The 20,717-nt window shown below is 72.1% G+C and carries 17 protein-coding genes; 6 read left to right on the top strand and 11 right to left on the bottom strand.

The features are described from left to right. Window positions 1-20 precede the first annotated feature (20 nt). The 6 genes from HHX37_RS19800 to HHX37_RS19775 all read right to left on the bottom strand — a co-directional run bounded on the left by HHX37_RS19800 (window position 21) and on the right by HHX37_RS19775 (window position 3,680). Window positions 21-1,106 carry an ABC transporter permease gene (locus HHX37_RS19800; RefSeq protein WP_117409360.1) on the bottom strand — a complete coding sequence of 362 codons (1,086 nt, stop codon included), beginning with the start codon at window positions 1,104-1,106 and terminating at the stop codon, window positions 21-23. Further along, the gene (locus tag HHX37_RS19795; protein WP_117409361.1) at window positions 1,103-1,981 is read right to left on the bottom strand and encodes an ABC transporter ATP-binding protein; all 879 of its coding nucleotides are present in this window, start codon (window positions 1,979-1,981) and stop codon (window positions 1,103-1,105) included. The genes HHX37_RS19800 and HHX37_RS19795 overlap by 4 nt, the downstream gene beginning before the upstream one ends. Next, window positions 1,974-2,282: a winged helix-turn-helix domain-containing protein gene (locus tag HHX37_RS19790; RefSeq protein WP_117409362.1), complete on the bottom strand. Its 309-nt coding sequence runs from the start codon at window positions 2,280-2,282 to the stop codon at window positions 1,974-1,976. The genes HHX37_RS19795 and HHX37_RS19790 overlap by 8 nt, the downstream gene beginning before the upstream one ends. Next, window positions 2,279-2,740: a hypothetical protein gene (locus HHX37_RS19785; RefSeq protein WP_182886347.1), complete on the bottom strand. Its 462-nt coding sequence runs from the start codon at window positions 2,738-2,740 to the stop codon at window positions 2,279-2,281. The genes HHX37_RS19790 and HHX37_RS19785 overlap by 4 nt, the downstream gene beginning before the upstream one ends. A 186-nt stretch (window positions 2,741-2,926) precedes the next feature. After that, the gene (locus tag HHX37_RS19780) at window positions 2,927-3,121 is read right to left on the bottom strand and encodes a DUF3046 domain-containing protein (protein ID WP_117409364.1); all 195 of its coding nucleotides are present in this window, start codon (window positions 3,119-3,121) and stop codon (window positions 2,927-2,929) included. A gap of 70 nt (window positions 3,122-3,191) precedes the next feature. Next, window positions 3,192-3,680: a VOC family protein gene (locus tag HHX37_RS19775; RefSeq protein ID WP_138461413.1), complete on the bottom strand. Its 489-nt coding sequence runs from the start codon at window positions 3,678-3,680 to the stop codon at window positions 3,192-3,194. 130 nt (window positions 3,681-3,810) lie between these two features. On the opposite strand from HHX37_RS19775, the gene HHX37_RS19770 reads away from it, so the two are divergent. After that, entirely contained in the window at window positions 3,811-8,973 is a 5,163-nt protein-coding gene (locus HHX37_RS19770; protein WP_182886346.1) for a DEAD/DEAH box helicase, read from the top strand. Between the two features lie 8 nt (window positions 8,974-8,981). Here HHX37_RS19770 and HHX37_RS19765 read toward each other — a convergent pair whose 3' ends face one another. From HHX37_RS19765 to HHX37_RS19755, 3 genes are read right to left on the bottom strand one after another with little or no spacing between them, the layout of a single operon-like run. Next, entirely contained in the window at window positions 8,982-10,286 is a 1,305-nt protein-coding gene (locus HHX37_RS19765; RefSeq protein WP_208868316.1) for an APC family permease, read from the bottom strand. Between the two features lie 11 nt (window positions 10,287-10,297). Further along, on the bottom strand, window positions 10,298-10,981 hold the full coding sequence (locus tag HHX37_RS19760; RefSeq protein ID WP_182886345.1) for a M15 family metallopeptidase: 684 nt from the start codon (window positions 10,979-10,981) through the stop codon (window positions 10,298-10,300). Between the two features lie 16 nt (window positions 10,982-10,997). Next, window positions 10,998-12,173 carry an ROK family transcriptional regulator gene (locus HHX37_RS19755; RefSeq protein ID WP_182886344.1) on the bottom strand — a complete coding sequence of 392 codons (1,176 nt, stop codon included), beginning with the start codon at window positions 12,171-12,173 and terminating at the stop codon, window positions 10,998-11,000. 215 nt (window positions 12,174-12,388) lie between these two features. On the opposite strand from HHX37_RS19755, the gene HHX37_RS19750 reads away from it, so the two are divergent. The 4 genes from HHX37_RS19750 (at window position 12,389) to HHX37_RS19735 (ending at window position 17,219) form a co-directional block, all read left to right on the top strand. Next, on the top strand, window positions 12,389-13,720 hold the full coding sequence (locus HHX37_RS19750; protein ID WP_111699697.1) for a sugar ABC transporter substrate-binding protein: 1,332 nt from the start codon (window positions 12,389-12,391) through the stop codon (window positions 13,718-13,720). A gap of 5 nt (window positions 13,721-13,725) precedes the next feature. After that, window positions 13,726-14,742 (top strand): carbohydrate ABC transporter permease, encoded by a 1,017-nt coding sequence (locus HHX37_RS19745; protein WP_182879363.1) that lies wholly within the window; start codon window positions 13,726-13,728, stop codon window positions 14,740-14,742. Next, window positions 14,739-15,590, top strand: coding sequence for a carbohydrate ABC transporter permease (locus tag HHX37_RS19740; RefSeq protein ID WP_182886343.1), 852 nt, complete (start codon window positions 14,739-14,741; stop codon window positions 15,588-15,590). Before HHX37_RS19745 ends, HHX37_RS19740 begins: the two co-directional genes overlap by 4 nt. A 120-nt stretch (window positions 15,591-15,710) precedes the next feature. After that, window positions 15,711-17,219, top strand: coding sequence for a glycoside hydrolase family 3 protein (locus HHX37_RS19735; protein ID WP_182879364.1), 1,509 nt, complete (start codon window positions 15,711-15,713; stop codon window positions 17,217-17,219). Window positions 17,220-17,292: 73 nt separating this feature from the next. Here the strand turns inward: HHX37_RS19735 and HHX37_RS19730 are convergent, their stop codons facing one another. Further along, window positions 17,293-18,576 carry an OmpL47-type beta-barrel domain-containing protein gene (locus HHX37_RS19730; RefSeq protein WP_182879365.1) on the bottom strand — a complete coding sequence of 428 codons (1,284 nt, stop codon included), beginning with the start codon at window positions 18,574-18,576 and terminating at the stop codon, window positions 17,293-17,295. Window positions 18,577-18,676: 100 nt separating this feature from the next. Further along, window positions 18,677-18,871: a hypothetical protein gene (locus tag HHX37_RS19725; protein ID WP_182886342.1), complete on the bottom strand. Its 195-nt coding sequence runs from the start codon at window positions 18,869-18,871 to the stop codon at window positions 18,677-18,679. A gap of 505 nt (window positions 18,872-19,376) precedes the next feature. On the opposite strand from HHX37_RS19725, the gene HHX37_RS19720 reads away from it, so the two are divergent. Further along, a complete protein-coding gene (locus HHX37_RS19720; RefSeq protein WP_182886341.1) occupies window positions 19,377-20,612 on the top strand; it encodes a multicopper oxidase domain-containing protein in 1,236 nt (411 codons plus the stop codon). The last annotated feature ends 105 nt before the right edge of the window (window positions 20,613-20,717 follow it).

Raw genomic sequence — 20,717 nt, 5'->3', positions numbered from 1 at the left:
GAGCCCGGTCCCGTACGCGGTCAGCGCAGGACTTCGCCCAGCCTGACCCGGGCGCCCGTACGGAGCACCGCGCGCTGGTACACCCGGGAGGCGAACAGCAGCACGCCCACGACTGCCACGATCATGAGCGCCACGGCGATGAGAATCTCTCCCAGGGGGACGCCGGTGGCCGCCGTCCGCACGGGCATGACCATGGAGGAGAACGGCGGCACGAGCGACAGGACGCGCGCGACGGTGCCGGTGGGCTGGACGGCGGCGAAGTAGGCCGTCACGTAGGTCAGCATCATGAGCGTGGTCATCGGCGTCAGCACCGTGTTCAGCTCCTCCTGCCTCGACACCAGCGAGCCGAAGGTGGCGGCGAGCACGGCGAAGAACGCGTAGCCCAGCACGAACCAGACCAGCGCGCTGACGACGATCCCGCCCATTCCCGGCGGCAGGTCGGCCGCGAAGCCGGTCGCGGCCGACGCGGCCAGCCCGGCGGCGACGACCACGGCGAGGTTGACCAGCCCCAGGACGCCCAGCCCGACGATCTTGCCGCCCAGCAGCTGCCACGGGCGCACCGAGGTCAGCAGGATCTCCACGATCCGGCTGCCCTTCTCCTCCACCACGCCCATCGCGACGTACATCGAGGAGTAGATGAACAGGAAGAACAGCACCATCACGAGCAGCGTGGCGATGCCGGTGCGCACACCCTGGTACCGCGCGTCGGCGCCGACCGACTCCACCCGCAGCGGCGTGACCGTGACCCCGGCGGCCCTGATCTGCTCGTCCCGGTGGACGCTTTCGAGGATCAGCCCCAGCCGCTGGTCGAGCTCGCCGTTCGCGATGACCCTGTCACCGCCGATCAGGGCCGCGTCGACGTCTCCGCCGATCACCGCCTTCCGCGCGGCCGCCTCGTCCGGATACCGCGAGTAGGAGAGCTGGGTGACGGGCGCGGGGGCCGGGCCCACCACACCGACGTCGAAGGTGCCGTCGCCGCCGAGCGCCTTCGGCAGGAACGCCAGCGCGGCCACCAGGATCGCACTGATCGCCAAGCTGATCAGGAAGGACTTCGTCCGGATCCGCGTGCGGACCTCCCGCTGGGCCACCAGCAACAGGCCGTTCATGCCACCGCCTCCCTGAAGATCTCGGTGAGGGTCGGCTGCCGCCGCCCGAAGTGCTCGACCGTCCCCGCGCCCATCGCCGTACGGAGGACGGCCTGGTCGTCTCCCTCCTCGCAGAGCAGGACGTCGCGGTCGCCCTCGCGGGCGATCCTGCCGGGCAGGCCGTCGGCCCACCCGGGCGCGGCGTCCCGGACCACGACGCGCAGCACCCCGCGGCCCTCCCGCTCCCGGAGCTCGGCGACCGGGCCGTACGCGACCATCCGGCCCGCGGAGATGATGCCGACCGAGTCGCAGAGCCGTTCGACCAGGTCCAGCTGGTGGCTGGAGAAGATGACCGGCACGCCCTCGGCGGCGCGGTCCTTGAGCACCTCCGCCAGCGCGTCGACCGCCAGCGGGTCGAGGCCGGAGAAGGGCTCGTCGAGGATCAGCACCGTCGGCTCGTGGACGAGCGCGACCGCGAGTTGCACGCGCTGCTGGTTGCCTAGCGACAGCGCCTCGACCGCGTCGTCGCGCCGCTCGACCAGGCCGAGCCGTTCGAGCAGGGCGTCCGTGGCGGTGCGGGCGGCGGCCGGGGCGAGGCCGTGGAGCCGGCCGAAGTACTCGATCTGCTCGGCGACCTTCATCTTCTGGTAGAGGCCGCGTTCCTCCGGCATGTAGCCGAACGCGCGCCGGTCGTCGTAACCCAGCGGACGCCCGTCGAGCCGCACCTCCCCGGAGTCGGCGCCGAGCACGCCCATCACGATGCGCATCGTCGTCGTCTTGCCCGCGCCGTTGGCGCCGACGAAGCCGAACATCTCGCCGGGCCGTACGGTGAAGCCGACCCCGTCGAGGGCGGTCTTGTCTCCGTAGCGTTTGCGCAGTCCGTCGATCTCAAGCACGGGGGGTTGCCTCCATGATTCGCCGGAGCACGTCCATGTAGTTCTCGAACGCCGCCCGTCCCCGCTCGGTCAGCGAGAGCCAGGTGCGCCCCCGCTTGCCGACGAAGGTCTTCTCCACGCGGACGTAGCCGGCCTCTTCGAGTGTGAGGACGTGCTTGCTGAGCAGTGAGTCGCTGACCTCGATCGTGTCGCGGAGGAAGCGGAAATCGGCCTTCTCGGCGGCGGCCAGCGCCGCCACGATCGACAGCCGCACCGGGGCGTGGATGATCTCGTCGAGCTCGTGACGCGGGTGCGCGGTCATCGGTCCCTCGTCAGCGGGGCCCCCGCGGGCGAGTCCCTCATCAGGAGGAGCCCGCCGTACACCAGGGGCAGCCCGGCGAGTACCGACAGCGCGAGCAGCACCACTGTCGATCCCACCGTGAGGGTGGGCGGCATCAGCCAGACGCCGTAGACGAACGGCAGCGGCATCGTCACCACGTACGCCGCCTCGACGGGCTTCCTGACCCGCTTCAGCAGCCGGTCGTGGACCCGCAGCCTGGCCCAGTACACGCAGAGTGCCACCGTCAGCGCGATCCACCCGAGCCCGCCGATCAACGGCCACACGCCGCCGCCGAGGAACATCACCGGCCAGTAGACCATCGTGGCCAGCCCCACGAGCAGGTACGCCCGCCCGGGGCCGCGAGCGGACCGCCTGACCTGCCGGTCCACCCGCCCGATCTCCCGGAGAGCCTCGTCGGGAGTGAAGCGATCTCCGCTCATGTGCTTCCTCCCCATTCATCCGATCAACACGATAGCAACCGCTCAACCAGCATTCAAGTACTTGCCATGGGCGACTGGAACCGCTGGGAGAGTCGCGTGATCGCGAGGAGGAGGAGGCGGCGGCCGGCGTTGGCGCGGGCCCGCGGCCTGTTCAGTGGTACGACGCCGATACCGCGCGGCAGTGCGTCAGCGCAGCTTGGGGTCGACGTCGACCGCCTGGCAGACGGCCTGCCAGACCTGCTTCGCCGCCACACCTTCGGCGAGGGCCTGCTCGACGGTGCGCCCGCCGAGACCGGCGAGGACGTAGTCCTTGGCCCACGACTCCGCGTACGCCTCGCCGAAGTGGCGGCGCATCCTGTTCCAGAAGTCGGTGAGGCGCATGCGTTCAGTATGGCCCCCTAGGCGGAATGGCCTCACCGCCCTCGGCGACCGTGACGCCGCGCCCATCCCGTCACATCACGCGGGCGCCGTACATCTCGCCGAGGGGGTCGGCGAGGAGTTCCAGGCGAGCGCCGTCCGGGTCCCGGAAGTAGATCGAGCTGCCGCTCTCCTCCTGGTACGGCACGCCGGCCGCGTCGAGCTTGCCGCGCAGGCGCTCCCACGTCGCCCGCTCCACGGAGATCGCGATGTGGTGGAGGCCGCCGAGAACCTCCTTGTACGGCTCCAGGTCGAGTCCGGGGAGGTCGAAGAAGGCCAGCAGGTTCCCGTTGCCGATGTCGAAGAAGAAGTGGTTCGACCCTCGGTAGTCGCGGTTCTCGAAGATCTCGGTCAGCGGGAACTCGAGGAGTTCGTGATAGAAGCGGATGGTCCGCTCGACGTCGGATGAGATCAACGCGAAGTGGTGCAGGCCCCTCGCGCTGCTTGCGGCACGGCGCTCGCCGAGGTAGCGCTCCCGGATGCGGGTGCGCGCCACCTCGACGGCCGCGTAGTCGATTTCCATACTCAAGAAGATTGTCCTGTTTTGCCCTCGTCATGCCCCCGGTCGCCCGATGGGCACGTCCTGTTCCACCCGTGCCGCGGGCGGGCGGCCACCGCGACCAGGCGGCGTGGCGTTTTCTGTCGGTGGGGCGATGCATGATGGGCGGGTGGGTGCGCTCGACGGCTTCAGCCCGGTGACCAGGGAGTGGTTCACCGGGGCGTTCGCGACGCCGACCTCGGCGCAGGAGGGCGCGTGGTCGTCGATCGCCCGCGGTGAGAACACACTCGTGGTCGCCCCCACGGGGTCGGGCAAGACTCTCGCGGCCTTCCTGTGGGCGATCGACCGGCTGGCCGTCGAGCACGCGACCGGGCGGGGCGAGACGGCGGGCCCGCGGGACCGGCACGGCGGATCGCCCGGCCGGCGCTCCGGGGGCGCGGGCGGCCGGGCGAAGGCCGGGGAACCGGCGCGTCCCTGTCGTGTCGTGTACGTCTCACCGCTGAAGGCCCTGGCGGTGGACGTGGAGCGGAACCTGCGCGCCCCTCTCACCGGCATCCGGCAGACGGCGCTGCGGATGGGGCTGCCGGCCCCCGACATATCAGTGGCGATCCGCTCCGGCGACACCGCGGCCGAGGAGCGGCGCCGTTTCGCGGCCCGGCCGTCGGACATCCTGATCACGACGCCCGAATCGCTGTTCCTGCTCCTCACCTCGCAGGCGCGCGAGGCGCTGCGCGGTGTGCAGACCGTGATCGTGGACGAGGTCCACGCCGTCGCGTCGACCAAGCGCGGGGCCCACCTGGCGCTCACGCTGGAGCGGCTCGACGCCCTGCTGCCCGCGCCGGCCCAGCGCATCGGCCTGTCGGCGACCGTGCGCCCGGTCGAGGAGGTGGCGGCCTTCCTCGGCGGGACGCGTCCGGCCACCGTCGTGCAGCCGCCCGCCGAGAAGGTCATCGAGGTCGACGTCGTGGTGCCGGTCGAGGACATGACCGAGCTCGCGCCGCCCCCTCCCGGCGCCGAGGGCGAGCCGGCGGAGCACCGGCGGAGCATCTGGCCGCATGTCGAGGAGCACCTGCTCGACCTGATCCAGGCCCATCGGTCCACGATCATCTTCGCCAACTCACGACGGTTGTCCGAGCGGCTGTGCACCCGGCTCAACGAGCTCGCCTGGGAACGGCAGGCCTCCTCCGCCCCCGGTGGAGGCACAGGTCAGGGCACAGACGGGGAGGATCCGGCCCACTGGTCGGAGGCCTTCGAGCGGTTGCATGCGCAGTGGTCCGGCCACCGCGACGGACCAGACCACGGACAGGCCGATCCTCCGGCCGGGGAAGCCGGACCTTCGGGACCGGGACTCACGGGAAGCGGACCTGCGGGACCGGGCGTCACGGGACCTGCGCTGCCGGGACCAGGGCTGCCGGGGCCTGGGCTGCCAGGTCCCGGGGTCATGCCGTCGGAGTTCATGGCGCAGGCGGGCGTGTCGGGCGGCGCGATCCCCGAGGTGGTGCGGGCCCACCACGGCTCCGTCTCCAAGGAGGAGCGCGCCCAGATCGAGGAGGCGCTGAAGTCGGGCCGGCTGCCCGCGGTGGTCGCCACCTCCAGCCTGGAGCTCGGCATCGACATGGGCTCGGTCGATCTGGTGGCCTGCGTGGAGGCGCCGCCCAGCGTGGCCAGCGGGCTGCAGCGCATCGGCCGCGCCGGGCACCAGGTCGGCGCGGTGTCCAGGGGTGTGATCTTCCCCAAGTACCGGGGCGACCTGGTCCAGACGGCGGTGGTGGCGGAGCGCATGCGCGCCGGGCGGATCGAGGAGCTCCGCTACCCGCGCAACCCCCTCGACGTGCTGGCGCAGCAGATCGTCGCGATGACCGCGCTCGACGAGTGGACCGTCGACTCGCTGGAGGCGCTGGTGCGCCGGGCCGCGCCGTACGCCACGCTGCCGCGCACCGCGCTGGAGGCGACGCTCGACATGCTGGCCGGGCGTTATCCGAGCGAGGAGTTCGCCGAGCTGCGGCCGCGCGTCGTGTGGGACCGGGTGACCGGGACCCTCCACGGCCGTCCGGGGGCGCAGCGCCTGGCGGTGACCAACGGGGGCACGATTCCCGACCGGGGGCTGTTCGGCGTGTTCCTGGTCGGCGACAAGGCCTCGCGGGTGGGTGAGCTGGACGAGGAGATGGTCTACGAGTCCCGCGTCGGCGACGTGTTCGTGCTGGGCGCGACCTCCTGGCGGATCGAGGACATCACGGCCGACCGCGTGCTGGTCTCCCCCGCTCCCGGCCGGCCGGGCAAGCTGCCGTTCTGGCACGGCGACGCGCCGGGCCGCCCCGCGGAGCTGGGCCGGGCCATCGGCGCGTTCCTCCGGGAGCTGTCGGCGGCCGGGGCGGGCGGCCGGGGCGACGCCCGGGCGGCGCTCGAACGCGTCCGCGCGGCCGGCCTCGACGAGTACGCCGCCGGGAACCTCCTCTCCTACCTGACAGAGCAGCGGGAGGCGACGGGATACGTGCCCGACGACCGCACGCTGGTGGTGGAGCGGTTCCGCGACGAGCTGGGCGACTGGCGGGTGGTGCTCCACTCCCCCTACGGCGCGCGGGTGCACGCGCCGTGGGCGCTCGCGATCGGGCGCCGCCTGCGGGAGCGGTACGGCGCGGACGTCCAGGCCGTCCACTCCGACGACGGCATCGTGCTGCGCGTCCCGGACACCTTCGAGGACGGGCCGACCGACGTGGCGGTCTTCGACGCCGACGAGATCGAGCAGATCGTGGTGGAGGAGCTGGGCGGCTCCGCGCTGTTCGCCTCCCGCTTCCGGGAGTGCGCCGGGCGTGCCCTCCTGCTCCCCCGGCGCTCTCCGGGCAGGCGCACCCCGCTGTGGCAGCAGCGCCAGCGGGCCGCCCACCTGCTGGGCGTGGCGAGCAAGTACGCCGGTTTCCCGGTGGTCCTGGAGACGATGCGCGAGTGCCTGCAGGACGTCTTCGACGTTCCCGGCCTGGTGGGGCTCCTGCGTGACGTCGCCGCCCGCCGGGTGCGGGTGGTGGAGGTGGAGACCTCCCAGGCGTCCCCGTTCGCCGCGTCGCTGCTGTTCAACTACATCGGCGCCTTCATGTACGAGGGCGACGCGCCGCTGGCGGAGCGGCGGGCCCAGGCGCTGGCCCTCGACACCGCGCTCCTGGCCGAGCTGCTGGGGCAGGCCGATCTTCGGGAGTTGCTCGACCCCGACGTCCTCGCGGAGACCGAGCGGGAACTGGCCCGGCTCGACAGGCCGTTGCGGGACGCCGAGGACCTCGCGGACCTGCTGCGTTCGCACGGCCCGCTGCTCGCCCAGGACGTCTCGATCCGCGAGGGCGACCCGGCGTGGCTGGCGGACCTGGAGCGGGCGCGCAGGGCCATCCGGGTGCGCGTGGCGGGTCACGAGCAGTGGGCCGCCGTCGAGGACGCCTGGCGGCTGCGTGACGCCCTGGGCGTGCCGCTGCCCGTGGGCGTGCCGCACGAGTTCCTGGAGCCGCCGACCGGCGGTGCGCACGGCTCCGGCGGTCCCGGCAGGCCCGCCGCCGACCCGCTGGGCGACCTGGTGGCCCGGCACGCCCGCACCCGCGGCCCGTTCTCGTCCGGGACCGCCGCCGCCCGCTTCGGGGTCGGCGTCGCGGTGGCGGACGAGGCGCTGCGCCGCCTAGCCGGGTCGGGAAGGATCGTCTCGGGCGAGTTCCGGCCCGGCGGCCGGGGCGAGGAGTGGTGCGACGCGGACGTGCTGCGGCTCCTGCGGCGCCGGTCACTCGCCCGGCTCCGCAAGGAGGTGGAGCCGGTTCCGCCCGAGGTTCTGGCCGCCTTCCTGCCCGCCTGGCACGGGATCGCACCGCAGAGCATCGCGACGACCGGCGGCCGCCCCGTCGGGTACGACGGCGGCACCGGCCACCCGGGCCCCGGCGGACCTCCCGGCCCACCACGGCAGGGGCGGCCGGAGGTCCACGGAGCCGCGCGGGCGATGGACACGCTGATCAGCGCGATCGAACGGCTGCAGGGAGCGGCGGTCCCCGCCTCGGCCCTGGAGTCGCTGGTGCTGCCCGCTCGGGTGCCCGGATACTCCCCGGCCCTGCTCGACGAGCTGACCTCGTCCGGTGAGGTCGTGTGGGCCGGCCAGGGCTCCCTGCCCGGCGGGGACGGCTGGGTCTCGCTCTACTTCGCCGACACCGCACCGCTGCTGCTGCCCGCGCCTGCGGAGATCACCATGACCCCCCTGCACGAGGGGATCCTGGAGATCCTCGGCGGCGGCGGGGCGCTGTTCTTCCGCGAGCTGTCCAACCGGATAGGGGCGGCCGCGTGCGGGGCGGGCGGCGCGGCCGGCACCGGTCCGGACGCCGCGGCGTCCCGCCGGGCCCGCATCCTCGGCCGGTCGGCCGCGGACACCCCGGCGCCCGGCGAGGGCCTCACCGCGAACGGGCCGCCGGACGACCTGACGCTGTCCGCCGCGCTGTGGGACCTCGTCTGGGCGGGCCGCGTCACCGGGGACACGCTGGCTCCGCTCCGCTCGGCGCTGGGCACCGGAAGGCCTGCCCACCGTCCGGCCGCGACCAGGCGCCGCCGGGCCGTCCTGCCCACCAGGAGCGGCCCGCCGACCGTGAGCGGCCGATGGTGGCCGCTTCCCGCGCCGGCGGGCGACGGCACCCAGCGGGCGCACGCCCAGGCGGAGGTGCTGCTCGAACGGCACGGGGTGTTAACCAGGGGCGGCGTCACGGCCGAACGCCTGCCCGGCGGGTTCTCCGCCGTCTACCAGGTGCTGCGCGCCTTCGAGGAGAGCGGGCGATGCCGCCGCGGCTACTTCGTCGAAGGGCTGGGCGGCGCCCAGTTCGCCCTTCCTGGCGCGGTGGACCGGATGCGGGCCATGTCCTCCCCGACGTCCTCCGCGTCTCCCTCAGCGGGGTTCGCACCGGAGGAGGACCTGTGGTCGGTCCCGGCCCCGCCACCGCCCCGGCCGGTGGTCGTGCTGGCCGCGGCCGACCCGGCCAACCCGTACGGCGCCGCGCTGCCCTGGCCCGAGCGCGCGGACGACGTGACCCACAGGCCGGGCCGCAAGGCGGGAGCGCTGGTGGTGCTGGTGGAGGGCTCCCTCGTCCTCTACGTCGAGCGTGGCGGCAAGACCCTGCTCTCCTACGGCTCTGAGGAGGACCTGCGCCCGGCCGTGCAGGCCCTGGCCGTCTCCGTACGGCGGGGCGCGCTGGGCAAGCTCACCGTCGAACGGGCCGACGGCGCCTCGATCACCGGCTCCCCCCTGGCGGATGCCCTGGAGGCCGCCGGGTTCCACCCCACCCCGCGTGGTCTGCGCATCCGCGGCTGACCGCCGTCCTAGCCCGGCTCCGCCACGCTCGCCGGCCGGTCCTCCTCCACCCGAGCCGCCCGGCGCCTCCGGTTGAGCCGCAGGTACAGCAGGGCGGCGCCGGCGACCGCCAACGGCCACAGAAGGTAGGGGCCGGACATGAGAAGCAGCGCGGCCACCGCGACCATGGCCGTCATCGCCGCGGCCCGGCCCACGCCGCGTCTCGGCAGCAGCTTGAGCGCGGCGGCCACGCCGAGCGCGTACACCGCCACGAAGGAGCCGGTAGTGAGCAGCACGACGGGCTGGGCGCCCACCCCCGCGGCGACCACGACGGCCAGCGCGACGAACGACAACGCCGAGTGGACGGCCAGGCTACGGCGGGGCACCTCGCCCGCCATGCTGCCCCCGGCGAGCGCCCGGGGCAGCGCCCCGTCCCGGCCGAGGGCGGCCCCCAGTTTGGCCGCCCCGGCGTAGTAGGCGTTCATGGCGCCGAGCGTCAGCAGCACGGCGGCTCCGGCGGCCAGCCAGCGGGCGTTGCCGCCCAGGCCGAGTGCCATGAGTTCGCCCAGCGGCGCTTCGGTCCTGGCCGCGCCGGGACCGAGGACGGTGACGGTCGCGAAGGCCACCAGCAGGTACAGCGTCCCGACGATGACGACCGCCGCCCCGGTCGCCCTCGGCAGGTCGCGTCGCGGGCGGCGGAACTCGCCGGCGAGATGGGTGATCGCCTCCCAGCCCGCGAAACTCCAGACGAGCAGCGCCCCCGCCGAGCCGACGGCCGTCCAGCCGTGCGGGGCGAACGGCCGGAGATTGCCCATGTCGGCGTGCGGCAGCGACAGCCCGACCGACACCACCAGCAGCAGGACGAGCAGCCCCGCCAGGACGAGCTGCAACCTGCTGCTGACCTGGAGTCCGACGGCGTTGGCCGCGGTGACCACGGCCATCAGCACCGCCGCGGTCACGGTGGTGGTCACCGCCCCGCCTCCGGCCGCGGCGGAGACGTACGCCGCGCCGAACAGCGCGGCGGGGACGGCGCCCAGGGGCACCGCCAGGTAGAACCACCAGCCGACCACCGCCGCCGCGTGTTCGCCGAAGGCCAGCCGGGCGTAGGTGGACACCCCGCCCGCGTCGGGATAGCGCGCGCCGAGCGCGGCGAAGGTCCCGGCCAGCGGCGCCGACAGCAGGACGAGCGCCAGCCAGGCGAGCAGCGAGGCCGGTCCCGCCGCCTCCGCCGCCAGGGCGGGCAGCGCGATGACCCCGGTGCCGAGGACGGCTCCCACGTACATCGCCGTGCCGTGGCCGAAGGTCATCCGGCCCTGGTGGGTGGCCTCACTCACGACGCATCGCCCTACAACTCCACGGGGCCGTAGAGGGCGGCGGGGGCGCGGCGGGTCATGGCCCAGTAGCGGTCGCCGTACGACCAGTGCCACCACTCGGTCGGGTAGTTGACCAGGCCGCAGGCCTCCAGGGCCGCGCTCAGGACGTCGCGGTTGCGCCGTGCCCCGGCGCCCACCTCGGCGGCCGTGTAGCAGGCGCCGCGGCTCTGCTCGGGGGTGGCGTTGACGGCCGTCCCCATGTCGAGCTCCACCCCGTAGTCGTCGCAGAGTGTCAGGTCGACGGCCGCGCCCGCCGTGTGCGGGGCGACCTCTATCGGGGAGACGTACCGGCTCGCGGCGACGTGCAGGTCGTCCGCCGGCATGTCCGGAAAGGCGGTGCGCAGTTCGGCCTTGTACTCCTCGAAGTAGCGCCGCTGCAGCGCGGGCGGGCGGTAGCCCTCGACGACCACCAGGTTGCACCCCGCCGGCAGGCGGTCCTGGGCCTCCTCCAGGCGGGCCAGCAGGCCCTCCCGCAGGTGGGCGTAGGCCCCGGCCGGATCGGCGAGCCGTTCGTCGACCCGCAGCCGTCCCCGGACGTCGCTCAGCTTCTCGCCGCACTCCTCCACGCCGATCGAGGTCACCCGGAGATCCGAGATCAGGACCAGACCGGCGGCGGGGTCGGGCAGCGCGGAGCGATCACGAGAGGAAACGGACATGAGGATCAACCTACCGTCACACGGTGTCCGAGAAGACCTCTTCACGCGCTCGGTCCAGTGCTGCGACGATAGCCCCCATAAGTACGGGATTGCCATCCACGCCGGTCGCCGCCACCGTGGGGCGGCTCGGGCACACGCGGGCCACCGCCTCCTCCACCCGCCGGGCGAGCAGGTGTCCCCCGGCCCTGCCGACGTCTCCGCTGAGCACGACCAGCCCCGGGTCGAGCACCACCGAGACCGCCGCGACGCCGACCGCGAGTCGCCCGGCCAGGCTGTCGACGAACCCTTCGTTCCCCGCGGCGACGGCCGCGCGGACCAGCCCGGCGACGTCGCGCGTCTCCAGGTCGTCGGTGGTCACACCGTGCGCGCGGGCCAGGTTCCACAGCGCCTCTCCTCCGACGAGGCGCTGGAAGGACCCGGTCTGGGGCGCGGTGACCTGGCTCGGGAGCGGCTCGCCGGGGACCGGGAGCCAGCCGATCTCCCCCGCGCCGCCGGTGATCCCGCGGTGCAGCCTGCCGCCCAGCATGACGCCGAGGCCCTGGCCGACGCCGGTCCACAGGATCGCGAAGTCGTCGGCGCCCCGCGCCGCGCCGTACGCCTGCTCGGCCAGCGCCGCGAGGTTCACGTCGTTCTCGATGATCACGCACTCGCCCAGCAGCGTGCGCAGCCCGGCGAGGATGCCGACGTGCCAGGAGGGCAGGTCGACGGAGTACCGCACGTCGCCGGTGGCGGGGTCGACCACGCCGCGGGTGCCGATGACGAAGCAGCGCAGCCGGGCGAGCTCGATCCCGGCCGTCCCGCAGGCCCGCTGGACGGCCTCGTGGACCACCCGTACGGGATCGCCCGCCTCGCTCGGGTCCACCGTGACCTGGGCGATGACCGTTCCGGTGATGTCGGCGACGGCGGCCGTGACGCTGTCCGGCAGCACCTCCAGGCCCGCGACGTACGCGCTGGAGGGGTTGACGCCGTACAACGCGGCGTTCGGGCCGCGGCCCCCGGGGCGCTCGCCGGCGGCCGTGACCAGCCCGCGCGTCTCCAGGCGGGCGAGGAGCTGCCCCGAGGTCACCTTCGACAGCCCGGTAAGCTCACCCAACTCGGCCCTGGTCAGAGGGCCTCTGGTGATGAGGAGTTCCAGTGCCGCGCGGTCGTTGATCTGCCGTAGCAGCCGAGGCGTACCCGGTCGTTGTGCCACCGGCTGGTTCCCCTCTCGTCACGATCCGCTAACGCGGGCTTTTTTATAAGAAAGTTTCTTGTTAGTTTAGCGCCAGCCAGCCCGGAGGCAACCGATCAGCCTCGGGACGCCATGAGCGCCGACCGAAAGGAGAGCGCCTTCCAGCAGGTGAGCGGCCCGCCGACACCCCCACGAGGCGCACCCCCGACGCGAAGCCGGGAAGGGAGAGAACCATCGTGAAGATTGTGAAGATCGCGGTCGCGACCACCGCGACCGCCGTCCTGGCCCTGGGACTCGCCGCTTGCGGAAGCGACGACTCCAAGGACGCGGCCGCGCCGGCGGCCTCCGCGGCAGCCGGCGGTCCCAAGTTCGCGGGCCAGACTCTTACCGTGTGGCGACTCGGTGCCCCCACCGACGTCTTCACCAAATACATGGACGACCTGGGCGCCAAGTTCAAGGAGCAGACGGGCGCCGAGGCGAAGGTCCAGTGGATCCCCTGGCCCGACGCGCAGAAGAAGTGGACCGCCGCGCTCGCCGGCGGCGAGGGCCCGGACGTCACCGAGTTCGGCAACGACCAGGTCGCCGCCTGGGTGGCGCAGGACGCCCTGGCCGACATCACCGGCATCGTCAAGGGCGACACCGAGCTCCAGGAGATCCCGCAGAACCTGTGGAGCTACGAGACGATCGACGACAAGATCTACGCCGTTCCGTGGGGCGGCGGCACCCGGGCCGTGCTCTACCGCAAGGACTGGTTCGACAAGCTCGGCATCGAGGTCCCGAAGACCTGGGACGAGCTGATCGCCGCGGGCAAGAAGATCGTCGACAAGCAGGGCAAGGACGTCGACGGCTTCGCCTTCAACGGCGGCTCGGACGCGAACATGTCGCTGTCGCCGTTCGTCTGGTCCGCCGGGGGCGACTTCGCCAAGTTCGAGGGCGGCAAGTGGGTGGGCCAGCTCACCCAGCCGGGCTTCAAGGAGGGCTTCCAGTTCTACACGGACCTGGTCGCCAAGGACGGCGTGTCCGGCAAGGGCCGCCTGACGCAGAACTCGGTGGACATCGCCCAGCGTTTCGCCGCCGGCAAGGTCGGCATGTACGTCACCGGCGGCTGGGACATCGCCGCCATCAAGGAGCAGAGCAAGGGCAAGGTCGACGAGTCGAAGATGGGCTTCTTCTCGCTCCCGGCCAAGGACGGCTCCGGCCCGGCGCCCGCCTTCCAGGGCGGCAACGACATCGCCATCTGGAAGGACGCCAAGAACCCCGAGCTCGCCGCCGAGTATCTCAAGCTCGCCGCCGGCAAGGAGTTCGGCGTCCGGTACGCCAAGGAGGGCGGCCTGCTCCCGCTCTACCCCGACGCGCTCGCCGAGATGGGCGGCGACCCCGCCCAGAAGCCCTTCACGGACACCTTCAAGGTCGCCAAGGGCTTCCCGGCCAGCCCCAACTGGGCCGAGGCCAACGACACCAAGGCCGTGCTGCAGAACGCGGCACGCTCGGTGATCGAGGGCAAGAAGAGCGTCGACCAGGCTCTGACGGACGCCAACTCCGAGCTTGAGACGATCCTCAACCAGTAGGACTCATGACCCACACGTCAACCCTCGCCCGGGGCGGAGCCGACACCTCCGCCCCGGCGCGGCGCCCGCGCAGACGGCCCGGCCGCCCGGCCCTCTCCCCCAGAGCCGTCCCGTACGTCCTGATCCTGCCCGGCCTCCTGGTCATCGCCGCGCTCCTGCTCTACCCGCTGTACCAGATGGTCGTGATGTCCTTCCACAAGGTCGGGCTCCGGCAGATCAAGGCGGTCAACCCCGCGCCCGCCGAGTTCGTCGGCGTGGACAACTACACGCAGATCTTCGGCTCCGACCTGTTCTGGTCGTCGCTCCGCAACACCGTGCTCTTCGCCGTCGTGACCGTCGCGCTGACCCTCGCCCTCGGTACCCTCGTCGGCCTGCTGCTGCACCGGCTGGGCCCGAAGATGTCGACCTTCGTCGTCGTCGGCATCATGGCCGCGTGGGCCACCCCGCCCACCGCGCAGGCCATCGTCTGGAAGTGGCTGTTCGACTCCGACGCCGGGGTGGTCAACTGGACCCTGAACCTGCTGCCCGACAGGCTGTCGAACCTGCTGTTCGGCCAGGCCGACTGGAGCGGGCACCCGTGGTTCAACGACACGCTCACGCTCTACTTCGTGCTGGTCATGGCCGTGGTGTGGGCGTCGTTCCCGTTCATCGCGGTGTCGGTGCTGGCCGGGCTCAAGAGCATCCCCGGCGAGCTGTACGAGGCGGCGAAGATGGACGGCTCGGGCGCGGTCCACACGTTCCGGAGGATCACGCTTCCACTGCTCAAACCGGTGTTCTCGGTGCTGGTCGTGCTGTCGGTCATCTGGGACTTCAAGGTCTTCACCCAGCTCTACCTGCTGGCCGGCGGCACGGTGAACCGCGACGCGTTCAACCTGTCGCTGTGGAGCTACGCCGAGGCGTTCAGCAGCCCGCCGAAGATGGGCCTCGGCGCCGCCATCGCGGTCGTGCTGACCGTGATCCTGCTGCTGATCACCTTCGTGTACGTCCGGCAGATCGTGAAGACGGAGGACGACATCCGATGAGCCCGCTGACCCGCAGGAGGCTCGGACGGGCCGCGCTGAACGCGGCCGGGGTGGCGGTGTTCCTCTTCGCGGTCTTCCCCGTCTACTGGATGGTCGCCACGGCGTTCAAGCCGAACGACCAGATCTTCACCACGAGCTTCATCCCGTTCCCCAGGCCGCCGTCGCTCGACCACGTCGAACGCGTCTTCACCAGGGGCGTCGCGGGGCACTCGATCTGGCAGTACCTGGTCAACAGCACCCTCGTGGCGCTCAGCGCCGTCGTGCTCGGCGCCGTGTTCGCGCTGCTCGCGGCGACCGCCGTGGCGAGGTTCCGGTTCCGGTTCCGCACGTCGTTCCTGATCCTGCTGCTGATCGTGCAGATGGTGCCGGCCGAGGCGCTGCTGATCCCGCTGTTCACCATGGTCAAGCGGCTCGGCCTGTACGACCAGCTGCTCGGCCTGATCGTCATCAACGTCGGCCTGACGCTGCCGTTCTCCGTCTGGATGCTGCGCACGTTCGTCGCCGCCGTGCCCAAGGAACTGGAGGAGGCGGCCTGGATCGACGGCGCCGGCCGGTTCACCACCTTCTGGCGGGTGCTGTTCCCGCTGGTCGCGCCCGGCCTCGTCGCCACCAGCATCTTCGCCTTCATCACCACCTGGAACGAGTTCGTCTACGCCCTCACCCTGATCGGCGACCAGGGCAAGTACACGATGCCGGTCGCATTGCAGTTCTTCGTCGGCCAGCGGTCGACCGACTGGGGCGGCATCATGGCCGCCTCGACCCTGATGACCATCCCGGTCCTCGTCTTCTTCCTGCTGGTCCAGCGGCGGATGGTCTCCGGCCTCGTCGCGGGCGCGGTCAAGGGTTAACCACACCGCTACGGGCACCCCCGCTTCGTACGGCCGCCGCACCCGGTGGCCGTACGGGCCCTGCCCGCGCGCCCTCCGCTCTCACTCTCACGTAACTCTCCACGAAGGAGCCGAGACACCATGTCCGCCACCCGCGACTCCCAGCCGGGGGCCGCAGACCTGTCCACGCGTACCGGCGATCCGGGCCTGCACCGGCTCGCGGCGGGCGCGCTGCTCATCTCGTTCCGGGGCACGACCGCGCCGGACTGGGTCCTGCGCGGCCTGGAGGACGGCCTCGGCGGCGTGTGCCTGTTCGGCTTCAACGTGGCCTCCGGCGAGCAGGTCGGCGCGCTCACGGCCCGGCTCAACGAGGCCGCGCGGCCCGTGGTCTCCCTGGACGAGGAGGGCGGGGACGTCACCCGGCTGGCCTACCACACCGGGAGCGCCTATCCGGGCAACGCGGCGCTCGGCCGGGTGGACGACGTGGACCTGACCGAGCGCGTCTACCACGCCATGGCCGCCGACCTCGCCCGGTGCGGGGTGAACCTCGACATGGGGCCCGTGGCCGACGTCAACACCGCCGACGACAACCCGATCATCGGCACCCGGTCGTTCGGCCCGTCGCCGGACCTCGTGGCGCGGCACACGGTGGCCGCCGTACGCGGCCTGCAGTCGGCCGGGATCGCCGCCTGCGTCAAGCACTTCCCCGGCCACGGCGCCACGCACCAGGACTCCCACCTGGAGATCCCGCTGGTCGACGCCTCCCTCGACCTGCTGAGGGAGCGTGAGCTGGTCCCGTTCCTCGCGGCGATCCGGGCGGGCACGAAGTCGATCATGACGGCGCACGTGGCGGTGCCCGAGCTGACCGGCGACCTGCCGGCCACGCTCAGCCGGGAGGCGCTGACCCGGCTGCTGCGCCGCGAGCTGGGCTACGACGGCGTGGTGATCAGCGACGCCCTCGACATGCACGCGATCAGCGAGAGCGTGGGGCTCGCCGAGGGCGCCGTGCTGTCCCTGGCCGCGGGCGCCGACCTGCTGTGCCTCGGACCGCTGCCCACGCCGGAGGACGTACGGCGGATGGTGGCGCACATCGCGGAGGCCGTCACCGAGGGCAGGCTCCCCGCCGGGCGCCTGGAGGAGGCGGCCGGTCGGGTGGACCGGCTGCGTGACTGGTTCGCCCGGCCGGATGCGTCCGCCGGGGACGAGAGCCAGGTCGTGGGGCTGGACGCGGCCCGCCGCGCCGTGTCGCTGACGGGCTCGGCGGCGCCGCTGGTCGACCCGTTCGTGGTCGAACTGGACACCCCGCCGACGATCGCGGTGGGCGAGGTGCCGTGGGGGGTCGGGCCGTGGCTGCCGCACGCGGAGATCGTCCGGGTCAGGCCCGAGGACGCCGACGCCGCCGCGCTGCTCGGCCGGGCACAGGGCCGTTCACTGCTCGTGGTCGTGAAGGACGCGCACCGGCACCCGCGCAGCCGGGACCTGATCTCCGCGCTGCTCGCCGCCCGCCCGGACGCGGTCGTCATGGAGATGGGCCTGCCGATCTGGCGGCCCGGGGCGGGCGCCTACCTCGCGACGTACGGCGCGGCCCGCGCCAACGCCCAGGCCGCGGTGGAGCTGCTGAGCGGTGGCCCCTTGGCGGTGGGGCTGTAGGAGTGGGGCCGGCCGGTCAATCGGCCGGCCGGCCCCTGTTCACCACGGTGGCGTCCCCGGTACGCCGGCCCGGTCAGCCGCAGCTGATCGCGCTGTAGGCGGCCTCGTAGGGCGTGGTGACCTTCTCGCCGTCGATGATCGACGTCCCCGTGACGGTGACCTCGCCCGCGGCGACCTGCTTGGCCCGCGCGTTGAAGGACTGGTACGCCCGCTTGCCCGGGGCCACGTCGGCCACGGTCGTCGAGCCGTACGAGGTCGTCAGCGTCACGGTCGCCGGCACGTCGCCGTCGTTGACGGCCGTGACCGCGACGTACACCGACGTGCCCACGCAGCGGGCCGAGGCGGTGACGGTCAGCGGCGTCCTGGCGGGCGGCGGCGCCATGACGACCGTGAACGTGGTCGTGGCGACCGCGGAGGTGTTGCCGGCCTTGTCGGTCGCCCGGTAGCGCACGGTGTGCTCGCCGACCTGGCTCACCGGCACCGGGGCCGTGTAGGCCTGGAACGCAGCGCCGTCCAGGGCGTACTCAATCGAGTCCACACCGGACTCCGCGTCGGTCGCGGTGATGGTCACCGTGGCGGAGTCCACGTAGTTGCCATCGTCGTCCTTCGTGCCGGCCACGGCCGCCGACACCGCCGGCGGGGTGGTGTCCTTCGGCTGCGGGGCCACCACCGTGAACGTGGTCGTGGCGACCGCGGAGGTGTTGCCGGCCTTGTCGGTCGCCCGGTAGCGCACGGTGTGCTGGCCGACCTGGCTCACCGGCACCGGGGCCGTGTAGGCCTGGAACGCGCCGCCGTCCAGGGCGTACTCCACCGTGTCCACACCGGACTCGTCGTCGGTGGCCGAGACGGTCACCGCGGCGGAGCCCACGTAGTTGCCATCGTCGTCCTTCTCGCCCGACACCGACGCCGACACCTGCGGCGGCGTCGTGTCGGTGGGGCCCGCGCTGGTGACCACGAGCTCGCCGACCATGCCCGCGTGACCGGGGATCATGCAGTAGTAGCGGTACGTTCCGGGGGTGAGGTTCACCTGAACCTCGTGCCTGCCCCCGCTCGTGTCGAAGGGGCTGGCGAGGATGTTGACGTTGACGTCGTGGTTGTAGCCGGGGCTGGAGACGTCGAACGTCAGCGTGTGCGTCATCCCGAAGGTGTTGCCGGTCGACTCGTTGGTCTCGAAGACGATCGTCGCGGGGCCGGCCGTCGCCGTGATCGGCACGGACTTGTACTCGGTGTAGCTGTTGTCGGCGGTCCAGACGAGCGTCTGCTCCGCCGCCTGGCCGGCCTGCTGGCTCTGGCCCTGGCTCTGTGCCGCGGCTCCGACTCCCGACAGCCACACCGTCGGCAGTGCCACCGCCAGCATCACCAGGACGATGCGTCCGAGCGTGGCAGGGGTTCTGAGCGCCCTCCGCAAACCACTGAGGAAGCCCGAAGAAGATCTGATGCGCATACCGTTGTACCTCTCATGATCCGATGCGTCGGCCGGCGGACATCGCGCTGCGGCCGGCGTCGCTCGGAGGGCGTGCCGGGCGGGAGAGCTCACGCACACGGGCGTTGCGGAACTCGGCCAGGTCAATGTCGACCTCGAAGTGGTGGCAGGCCGCCGCGGCCATGACGGGCGGCGTCGCCGCTCCCACGGTCAGGGGGACGTTTGACATTATGATCACGGCGCGGCGCCAGGCGGGTGATCGGGGTGTGCGAAGAGGTCTCTTCGGCCCATCGTCCACTCCTTTGGTTGGGGGGTGCGACAGCAACCTTCGGAAGAACTGTCTGGTCAGCCGCGGTGCTCACCGGCCTCGCCGATGCCGGTGCCGTGACGTCCTCCATCCCTGCAGAGGCCGGTGGCCGAATCCTCAGGCGCTACGGCGGAAAACGTAACAGTCTGGCAGCACTTAGTCCACATTGATGACAAAGTTCACTAGTTCGTTACCATTCTTATCGAAGAATCGGCGAAAGACCTGCTAAGCACCCATGGAACTTCCCTTCTACCTGCGCGAACACCTCCGGACCGGGATGCCCTGCGCCCCATAGGCCGGCCTCCGAGCCCCACCCCCAGCCCCCACGTCCTATGCGCCGGCTCACCGCCGGCACCCTCGACCCCCTCAGCTCGGACCACCCCCCGGCTCGCCGCACCCGGGCGAGCGCCGTCACCGATTGGGAACCATGACCGAGAAAAGCACCGACGCGACGCGACGCCTGTTCTCCCGGCGCGCCTTCGCCACCACCGCGGCGACAGCCGCCGCGGTCGCGCCGTTCGCCGTGGCGAGTCAGGTCACCGCCGCTCCCGCGGACAAGGCCGCGGACAAGACGGCGGGTACGCCGGGCGACGTCCGCCGCATCACCCTGTATGCGGAGAAGCTGCCCGACGGTCAGCTGGGCTACGGCCTGGAGGCCGGCAAGCCCACGATCCCCGGCCCCCTCATCGAGATGATCGAGGGCGAGACCCTCGAAATCGAGCTGGTCAACAACACGGGCGTGACCGCCAGCCTGCATGTCCACGGAGTGGACTATGAATGGAACAGCGACGGCACGCGGATGAACGACAGCGTGGTGGAGCCGGGAGGCCGGTACGTCTACACCTGGCGCACCCACGCCCAGGGCGACCGCCCCGACGGCACCTTCGCACCCGGCAGCGCGGGTTACTGGCACTACCACGACCACGTCGTGGGAACCGACCACGGCACCGGCGGCATCCTGCGCGGCCTCTACGGGCCACTGGTGGTACGGCGCACGGGCGACATCCTTCCCGACAAGACCTTCACCGTGGTCTTCAACGACATGAAGACCAACAACCTCGCCCAGGCACCCGACTTCACCGCCGAACTCGGCGAACGAGTCGAGTTCATCGTCATCGCCCACGGCAACTTCTTCCACACCTTCCACATCCACGGACACCGCTGGGCCGACAACCGCACCGGCATGCTGGAAGACCTGGAGGACCAGAGCCGCGTCATCGACACCAAGACCACCGGACCCGCCGAGTCCTTCGGCTTCCAGGTGATCGCCGGCGAACGCGTCGGCCCCGGGAAGTGGATGTACCACTGCCACGTGCAGGGCTATTCGGATGCGGGGATGTCCGGGACGTTCACGGTGACCGGCGTGAGCGAGAAGGTGCCGCTGACCGTCACCGCCGTGTCCCGCTGCGTGGGCACGTCGGTGTACGTCGCGGTCACGGCCGTCAACCACGGCGACGTGCCGGCGACCGTGACGCTGACCACCCCGTACGGCTCCACGACCGTGGCCAACGTGGCTCCGGGCAAGCAGGCGTACCAGTCCTTCAACACGCGGGCCAAGCAGATCGGCGCGGGCAAGGTCACCGTGACCGGGACAGCGACGATCGGCGGCAAGAAGGTCACCTCGACCTACGAGACCGGCTACAGCGCGATCAGCTGCGGCTGACCTGGCAGCGCCGGCACAGACCATCCTCCAGCTCGGACCACCCCCAGCTCGCCGCACCCGGGCGAGTGCCGTCACCGATTGGGAACCCATGACCGAGAAAAACAC

This window comes from Microbispora sp. H10885 (assembly GCF_014161415.1).
GTDB classification, from domain to species: Bacteria; Actinomycetota; Actinomycetes; order Streptosporangiales; family Streptosporangiaceae; genus Microbispora; species Microbispora triticiradicis.
Note: the sequence above shows the minus strand (reverse complement) of the source record. Positions and strands in the feature narration are given on the sequence as shown.